This is a genomic window from Streptomyces sp. 2A115, from assembly GCF_052245575.1.
In the GTDB taxonomy this organism is placed as follows: domain Bacteria; phylum Actinomycetota; class Actinomycetes; order Streptomycetales; family Streptomycetaceae; genus Streptomyces.
Genome location: NZ_JBQQCG010000167.1, coordinates 1 through 8453, shown reverse-complemented (window position 1 = coordinate 8453; position 8453 = coordinate 1). Strand labels below are relative to the sequence as shown.

At 68.0% G+C, this 8453-nt stretch carries 7 protein-coding genes and 1 pseudogene; 4 read left to right on the top strand and 4 right to left on the bottom strand.

Annotation, left to right across the window (positions count from 1 at the left end; all coding sequences use genetic code 11):
- Positions 1–283 precede the first annotated feature (283 nt).
- Positions 284–1288, top strand: a complete 1005-nt coding sequence (locus ACTWQR_RS54795; protein ID WP_443234853.1) for a pentapeptide repeat-containing protein — start codon at positions 284–286, stop codon at positions 1286–1288.
- Positions 1289–1569: 281 nt separating this feature from the next.
- On the opposite strand, the pseudogene ACTWQR_RS54790 reads toward ACTWQR_RS54795, so the two are convergent.
- Positions 1570–1848: pseudogene (locus ACTWQR_RS54790) on the bottom strand (IS6 family transposase); the annotation flags it as partial.
- A gap of 529 nt (positions 1849–2377) precedes the next feature.
- Between ACTWQR_RS54790 and ACTWQR_RS54785 the strand changes: the two are divergent.
- Entirely contained in the window at positions 2378–3625 is a 1248-nt protein-coding gene (locus ACTWQR_RS54785; protein ID WP_443234852.1) for an aminotransferase class I/II-fold pyridoxal phosphate-dependent enzyme, read from the top strand.
- Positions 3626–3687: 62 nt separating this feature from the next.
- On the opposite strand, the gene ACTWQR_RS54780 is transcribed toward ACTWQR_RS54785, so the two are convergent.
- The 3 genes from ACTWQR_RS54780 to ACTWQR_RS54770 form a co-directional block, all read right to left on the bottom strand.
- The gene (locus ACTWQR_RS54780; protein WP_443234851.1) at positions 3688–3912 is read right to left on the bottom strand and encodes a hypothetical protein; all 225 of its coding nucleotides are present in this window, start codon (positions 3910–3912) and stop codon (positions 3688–3690) included.
- Positions 3913–3938: 26 nt separating this feature from the next.
- Positions 3939–4160, bottom strand: coding sequence for a hypothetical protein (locus ACTWQR_RS54775; protein WP_443234850.1), 222 nt, complete (start codon positions 4158–4160; stop codon positions 3939–3941).
- A 394-nt stretch (positions 4161–4554) separates the two neighbouring features.
- The gene (locus ACTWQR_RS54770) at positions 4555–5895 is read right to left on the bottom strand and encodes a cytochrome P450 (RefSeq protein WP_443234849.1); all 1341 of its coding nucleotides are present in this window, start codon (positions 5893–5895) and stop codon (positions 4555–4557) included.
- Positions 5896–6290: 395 nt separating this feature from the next.
- On the opposite strand from ACTWQR_RS54770, the gene ACTWQR_RS54765 reads away from it, so the two are divergent.
- Positions 6291–7625 (top strand): wax ester/triacylglycerol synthase domain-containing protein, encoded by a 1335-nt coding sequence (locus tag ACTWQR_RS54765; protein WP_443234848.1) that lies wholly within the window; start codon positions 6291–6293, stop codon positions 7623–7625.
- Positions 7626–7635: 10 nt separating this feature from the next.
- Positions 7636–8028, top strand: coding sequence for an SDR family NAD(P)-dependent oxidoreductase (locus ACTWQR_RS54760; protein ID WP_443234847.1), 393 nt, complete (start codon positions 7636–7638; stop codon positions 8026–8028).
- Positions 8029–8453: the final 425 nt, after the last annotated feature.

The following is an 8453-nucleotide window of genomic DNA, read 5'->3' as shown; positions in this document are numbered from 1 at the left end:
CATCGCGACTCGATACGACAAGACACCCGAGAGCTACCTCGCCGGCCTCCACCTCCGCGCCTCCATGATCTGGATCAACGACTTGCTGAAGCCAACTGATTGATCACGACGTCACACAGGCCCTAGTGGAGTCGCCAGCAGGAGCACGCCGCGCCGCCCTCCCCCCGCGCTTTCGAGTCCCGCGCCCACACTTCCCGGCCAGCTGACCCCCGCTGGCCAGAGCACCACTACGAATTCGCAACACCCGACGCACCGGCCGCCCGCCGCCCGTATCAACGTCTTCATGGCCACCACACCGTCCCGCGGCTCCGGCCGCGCCCGCCGCCGTACCCGGACCACGCCCCGCCGCGCTGCCGTTCCGATCGGCTCCCGCGCCCCGCGCTGCCGCACCCGTACCTCCCGGGAGGCCGGGCAACCGGCCGTCCCCGCACCAGCGGACCGGTGGACGCGAATCCAGCAGGCCTCCGGCACCCTGGCCGCCCTGGGCACCCTCGCCGTAATCGCCTTCACCTGGCTGTCGATCCAGCAGGTGAATAACGAGCACGCCCTCACCCGCGAAGGACAGGTCACCGACCGGTACAACGCCGCCGTCGGCAACATCGGAGATGACTCCCTCGAAGTCCGCCTCGGCGGCATCTACGCCCTGCAGCGCATCATGGAGGACTCCTCCCGCGACCAGCCCGCCATCGTCAACGTCCTGTCCACCTACATCCGCAGCCACGCGGCCAAGCCCAAGAAGCCCGCCCCCGGCAGAGAACTCGACAGCGACATCCAGGCCGCTGCCACAGCACTCGCCACCCGCAACAGTGACCACGACGACCCTGCCCACGTCGACCTCCACGGCACGGACCTGCGCAACGCGGACCTGACCGACGCGGACCTGACCGACGCGGATCTGACCGACGCAGACCTGACCGGCGCGAACCTGCGCGACGCGAACCTGCGCGGCGCGAACCTGACCGACGCGAACCTGAACAGGGCGTATCTGATTGGTGCGGACCTCAGCGCGAACCTGCGCGACGCGAACCTGCGCGACGCGGACCTGCTCGGCGCCGACCTGTACGGCGCCTTCCTGGGCAGGGCGGACCTGCGCTACGCGGACCTGACCGACGCGGATCTGACCGGCGCGCGCCTGACCGAGGCGAGCCTGCGCGACGCGGACCTGACCAGCGCGGACCTGCGCTACGCGGACCTGACCCACGCGAACCTGCGCGACGCGGACCTGACCGACGCGGACCTGACCGACGCGGACCTGACCGGCGCGAACCTGACCGGCGCGAAGCGGTAGCGCACCGCCCCTCGGCTGTGACGACGATGTCCGAACCAAAGGCACGGTGGGCCACCAGCCAGGTAGTCGAACGGGGCCAGGAAGCGTCACGGTCGTAACGCTTCCTGGCCCCTGCCTTTGCCTTAGCTTGGCGTTTAACGTCGCAGGTCCGCGCCCGCAACCTACCGACTACCCGAACAGCCAGTGCCGGCCACCCCCACGAGGCCGCTCGCCGCCACGAACACGCCGACCCGCAGAGCTGCTTGACAAACCAGAACGAATCATAACTTTCCGGCATTGAACCACAGGTACCGACGTTCGCCATTGATCTTGATGAAGACCTCGTCGAGGTGCCACTTGTCGCCGGGCCGGGGCTGCCGACGGCGCAGTGCGCTGGCGTAGGTCTGCGCGAACTTCAGACACCAGCGGCGGACGGTCTCGTAGGACACGACGACACCGCGCTCGAGCATGAGCTCTTCGACTTCGCGGAAGCTGAGCGGGAAGCGGTGGTACAGCCGTACGCAGTGGGAGATGATCTCGACCGGGTACCGGTGCCCTTTGTACGACGGCGACCTGTTCATCACAAACGCCCCTCCGGCATGATCAACCCGGAGATCATCCCACGTCATCAGCCAACGTGACAGCGCCGCTTCCGGCGCTGCCTGGACGGCCGACAACTCCGCCAGCACCTGCGCAACGGTCTCCCGCGTGATCTCCAACCGCGACAGATCCTCCCGGGCCTTCTCCAGCCGGACGGCCAACTCCGCAGCTTCGGCCTGGAGTTCTTCCACCCGCTGTCGAGCCGCGGCCTCCCGCGCCTGAAGCTCTTCCGGCAACGACACCATCGCGCCCCACCTCCACCTCGCCACGGTAGAAGTACGACTACACCGCCCACACGTCAATCAGCGTCTTCCCAGCTCAGCTGTCCCTCGAAAGGAACCGCACCCAAGTAAGTAACCGTGACCGCACGCCGCCGTTAGTCCCCTCGATGACGGTGCCTTGGGAGGACTCGCGCCGCTGGGGGGGCTCACCATTGCCCACCGAGCGCCGTCGCCCCAGCCCAGGGCCCTGGCGGGCAGTGGCGTACGAGGCGTTTTGAGGAGAACACCGATGGCGGACATCTTCGCCAAGCAGGTCTCGCCCGTAATCCGGGTCATTACGGGCGCCGGGCCCCGGCCGCTGTACCAGGCAGTGGAGGCCAGGGACGGGGAGGCCTCGCTCGACGGGGTTCGCGTGGTCATGGCCGCTTGCAACGACTATTTGGGTCTGGCGGGTGACCCGCGTGTCGCGGCGGCGGCCTCCCAGGCTATTGCGCGGTACGGCGCCTCGTGTTCCGGAAGTCGGCTGATCGGAGGGACGCTGCCGCTGCACGAGGAGTTGGAAGCCCGGCTGGCCACGTTCCTCGGTTGTGAGGCGGCACTGGTCACAACGACGGGTTTCCAGGCGAACCTGGCCCTCACCCCGCTGTTCGGCAGGGGGGACATTGTCTTCAGCGACATGTCCAACCATGCCTCGCTGGTCGACGCCATCCGGGCCGGATGGGCCGATCGACGCCCGTACCGGCACTCCGACATGGAGCATCTGGAGCACAAACTCGCCGCCGCCGACCCTGACGCCGCCAAAGCCATCGTCACCGACGGGCTCTTTTCCGTGGAGGGTGACCTGTGCCGCCTGCCCGAACTCGCCGAGCTCGCCAGACGCTTTGAGGCCCGGCTGGTGGTCGATGGCGCCCACGACATCGGGCTGTTGGGCGCCGGGGGGCGGGGCGTTGCCGAGCATTTCAGCCTGCCGAACGCGGTCGACCTCTACACCGGCACCTTCTCCAAATGCTTCGGCTCGGTCGGCGGCGTGATCGCCGGCCCGGCCGCCGTCATCCAATTCCTGCGCTACACCGCACGGTCGGCGATCTTCAGCGCGTCGCTGCCACCCGCATCCGTCGCCGCTGCCATTGCGGCTCTGGACATCATCGTGAGCGAGCCGGAGCGGCGCACGCGCGTATTCGAGCTGTCGCGGCGGGTGCACTGTGGGTTGCGGACGCTCGGCTTCGACATCGGAGGGTCGTTCTCCCCGATCGTCCCTGTGCATATCGGGGGGAACGATCTGTGCGGGCGGATGTGGCAGGAGGTCCTGCAGGAGGGCGTATTCACCAGCATGTTTGGCGCTCCCGCTGTACCAGAAGGCCAAGCTCTGATCCGCTTGTCCCTGCAGGCCACCCACACCGACGAGCACATCACCCATATCCTCGACGCATTCGCCGCCGCCGGTCGCCGCCTGGGCCTCATTCCTGCTGCCGCCCCGCTCGCCTCACCTCGCCCGCCTGCCGACACCGACGAGGTCGTCGCGGCGAGTGCGCGATGACCGTCTCGCTGCTCGCGCTCTAGTGGGACCACCCACTGCGGGTCGTCGTCTATCAGGGGGGCTCACCGTCCTGCCCGGTCTTGGAACCGGGCTGGTGCGGCAGCGAAGGCTGTGTGCTGGGTGGAACGGAAGTCGTCGTCTCCGCACCAGCGGATGACGGTTCCGCCCATGCTGAGCCTCGAGCCAAAGGCTACAGCCGGGACAATGCTGCCTGGGCGGATCCGTTCCTGCTTCAGTGCCTCCCACAGTACGAGGGCAGCGGTCACCAGCGTTTTGTCGGTCGGCACCCCGACGCGTTGGAGGATCTTCGGGATCAGTCGCGGGTTGGCCTGGTGGGTGCGACGAAGTCGACCGTGCTTACGGTGATGCCCGCTGCGGCGGCGACGTCGTGGATGACGCCGGGGATCGCGTCAAGTGCGAAGTCCCGCGCTTCGGGACCATTCATGGCGAGGACGTTTTCCCCGCTGAAGGCGTTGGCTTGCGGGGCCTGGCTGGGGATGCGCCGCACGTACGCCGTGTGGAACCACTCGGGCATCGTCTTCGGGAGCGTGGTTCCGATCCCTCGTCTGGCTTTGCAGGGCTGCAGAAGGTAACAGGCGGCGCCCGTGTGGTCCGGTCGTCCGTGGCGCAGACCCGGGACAGGGCATCGGTCAGGACACTGCCCTGAGGCGACATAGCAGGCCCCGAGGTCCAGGGCGAACACACCACCCGCAGAGGAGGAGATCCACCGCCGCCAGCAGGAGAACTGCGAACCGCCTCGAACTCGACCGCGCCGCCGTGAACACCGGCCTCACCCGGCCGCAACGGCCGGACCAGGGCGTCAATACCCGGACCAAGAAGATCATGCGGCAGATGCACGGCCGAGCAGGATTGGGCCTCCTCCGTCACCGCATCCTCCTGCAATAGGGAGAACGCACCGTCACCACCGACTACGCAACAGAGCCGCTCGTCAGACAGACCCGCGGACGTCGGTGCAGCCGCATGGAGAGTCCTTTGGGTACGACGAATGCGTGGCCGCCTGGGCGGACGGTTCGGCCCGGGATGGGACACAGTTGCCACCGGGCCGCAACGGTGGCGAGCGTGAGCGTCGCCAGGATGTTGGAGAAGGAGTCAGCGATGCATTTGCGCGGGCCTCCCCCGAACGGCACCCAGGTACCGGGCGGTGGTCTGTCGATGTCCTGCCAGCGATCGGGGTCGAAGCGGTCGGGGTCGGGGTAGAGGTCGGCGCGCCGATGGAGCTGGTAGGGGCTGTAGATGACGCTCGCACCGGCCGGCAGAGGGTGCCCGCCGAGTACGGCGTCGGTGGAGGTGGTCCGGGTCGACAGCGAGTCCGGGGGATACAGGCGAAGGGTCTCGGTGACGATCCGGCCGGACAGTTCGAGGGACTCCATATCGGTCAGCCGGGCGGGACGGCCGGCGAGCACCGTGTCGACCTCGGCGTGAAGCCGCGTCTGGACGTCGGGGTGCGTGCCGATCAGGTGCCAGGCCCACGACAGGGCGTTGGCTGCGCTCTCCACACCGGCGAGGAGGAACGCGAGGACCTGGTCGTGCACTTCGGTGTCGCTCAGCGATACCCCGTCCGCATCGGGACCAATCAGCACGGACATCAGATTGTCGTCATCTGCCCCGGCGGCCCGGCGGTCGGAGATCAGGGCATCCGTGACCCGGTGCACGTGGAGTCGCGCCCGTTCGAAGCGGCGGTTGGCGGGCGTCGGAAGGCGGTGGACCGCTGGCACCGGCCACATCAATCGTCTGGTGAAGCCGGTCGTGAGAGCGCCGAAACTCGACGACAACGTGGGGAAGCCGGCCCTGTCCGTCCCGGCGTCGAAGAGGCACCGGACGGTCACCGCAGTGGTGAGATGGTGCATTTCGGCGGGCACGTCGAGAGTCTGACCGTGGTGCCACGGCGTGGTGAGCGCGGCGATCTCCTGGCACATCACCTGGGCGTGGTCGGGCATCCGGTCGCGGTGGAAGACAGGCTGGATCATCCGGCGCTGACGGCGATGTTCTGCCGCGGGGCAGGTGCCGAGGCCGTTCCCCCCGAACTCCCGGAGCTTGTCGTAGACCGGGCCGCCCTTGTCGAATGTGCGGTCCGCCACCAAGAGTTCGTGGACCAGGGTGGGGTGGCATACCGCGTACGCCGTGTGTGGTCCGAGCTTGATCCGCACGAGGTCACCGTGGGTGGAGAGCGACGCCAGGAAATCGAGCGGGTTACGAGCGAACCGGGGAACGTGCCCGAGCAGGGGCAGAGCTCCTGGGAGGGTCGTCATCGTGTAGGGGGTCGACCTTGCTGTCGTCTCACGTGCTGCGCCCAGTCGCGTGTGCACGCGGCCGGAATCGCTTCGCATAAGGATCCTTCTGCTCGTAAAAGGGGGCCGTCACGGCGCCGAGCGCCCTGCCGGCTTGGGGAGGTCCACTGCTCGATCAACGCGGTGCCCCCGGGCACGTCACGGCCCCCGGAATGGCTTCACACGCACGAGGTCGCGGGCCATTGGTGATTTCCGGCTCCGCTGGCCGAGGCCGCCGCACATCAGTCGGCCGGACGTGACCTTTGCCTCTGGCAGACAGTTAGCGCTGCGCAGTCCTGGCTGACGTAGACGTACCAGCCTGCGTGCGTGCGGGGGCTCGGTCGTCAGCCCCCACTCTGCCCTCTGGAGGCCACACGATGATCCACCGTCCGAACGTGGTTGACGGCTGCTTCCTCAGGTACGAGAGGGAGCAGCCCGATTTCCGCCCGTACTTCGGCTTGGTCATGCATGTGACGGGCACGTCTCCGAATGTGCACCAGGTGAGGGAACAGGTCGCCAGCCGCATCGAGCGGATGCCGACACTCGCGTGGCGGGTCACCCAGCGGGGACGGCGCACGCTGTGGGAGGCAACCCCCGCCTTCGATCCTCATGACCACGTGCATGTGGTCCGTATCCCCGAAGGCGCGAGCCTCGACGAGACCGTGGAGCGCCTCCTTTATCTCCCCATGCCGGCGCAGTCGCCGCGCTGGGGGATCTGGCTGGTTCACGGCTACTCCGACGGCGAGTACGCACTGTTCTACCGCTCCCACCACGCCGGCCAGGACGGGCAGGCAATGATGGACGCCCTGACAGCGCTCTTTGGCACGGAACCGCCCGTCTCCCCGCCCTCTGCCGCAGGCAGGCCGGCCGCGGCTAAGTCCTGGTGGCAGCGGATCCCGGCTCGGGCCATCACCCGGAACCTGGCAGACGAGGTGAAGGCTCTGCGGCACACGCTGCGCTGGTCGCCGCAGGGTCCTCTGAGCCGCGAGGCCCGGGTTCAGTCGGCAGCCGTGCCCCTGTCATGGCTGCGCGAGACAGGGCGCGCGAGGGGAGCCAGCTCGAACGACATCTGCCTGGCCGCCCTGGGAGATGCCATGCGCGGGTGGCTACCGGAGAGCTGGATCGCACCTCACCAGCGTGGGCGTGACCTGTTTGTGAGCCTGCCTGTCAGTCTCCGTGAACCGGGGGAACGGTTCATGGTGGGCAACAGGATCTCTGCCGTCCGTGTCCCGTTGTCGTTCTGGGAGGACTCCCCGACAGCCCGTGTCGCCGCCATCGCCCGTGCGACCGCACCGGCCAAGACCGAGGAGATGCGGCGGGCCTTGCGGACGCAGTTGCGCCTGCCGGAGTGGCTGGTCTACCGCGTCCTTCAGCAAAGCGCCCATGTGCGGAACGGCCTGGACACGTCCGGGCTATTGCGCATTCCAGGACGGCTGGCGATGGGGACGGACCCCATCCGGACGGTGGTAGTGACACAGTTTCTCTACGGAGACCACGCCTTCGGAATGTCGTTCGTCGCCTACGGGGACAACGTCGTCGCCAGCGTCACGATCGACCGCGCCCTGGAGGATGTCGGAGATCTCGCCGCCCTGTGGGCGGGGGCCGTGGAGCGCATGTGGCACGAAGCGGTTGTCAACGACGGTGCGCCGGGTCGGGTGCCAGAATCCAGCCATGATGCCACCCGGCCCGGCGCGATGCGCACACACAACTAGGGAGAGATACATGTCAAGTGCCCTGGTTACCGGCGCCAGTTACGGTATCGGCGCGGACATCGCCCGCGCGCTCGCCAGACGCGGCCACGACCTCGTCCTCGTCGCGCGCAGCGCCGAGGCCCTCGACCGGCTCGCCGCCGGCCTCGCGAGCGACCACGGGGTGACAGCCCGCGCTCTGCCTGCCGATCTGACCGTCGAAGCCGATCTCGAACGGGTGGCCGACGCGGTGCCCGGCGCCGACATCCTGGTCAACAACGCCGGCGCGGGCCTGGGCACGTCCTTCGAGCACACCTCTTGGGCCGACGAGCAGCGCATGCTGATGCTCAACGTCGTCGCACCCACAAGGCTGCTGCACGCCGCACTGCCCGCGATGCTCGGCCGAGGAAACGAACGGATCCTCTGACTCTCGCGTCGCCCTACGTCGCAGAGCAGGCGGTGTAGGCCATCCACCGGCATCGTCCTCCCGTCACCTGCGTCCCGAGCCTGCGCTACAAGCTGCTGGCCGCGTTGCTGCGACACCTTCCGCGACCGCTGCTGACCCTCCCCGGCTTGGCCGACGATTTCACCGCCCTCCACATCCCATAACAGAAGGTAGCGAGGCGCCAGCCGGCTTCGTTCTGGCAAGTTGACGGAGCGTGGTGATCTGGCGATCCGCTGAAGCAGAGACGTCACGCCGAGTCGGTCCAACTTCAATGGCAAACTGTCAATCCCCTCGCAGCGTGGAGACGGTCTATGCGGCCAGTCCCTCGGCGAGGGTGGCCCGGTAGTCGCGTTCGTAGTCGATCGGGCTTTTGAATCCGCACACGCTGTGTAGCCGCCTGGTGTTGT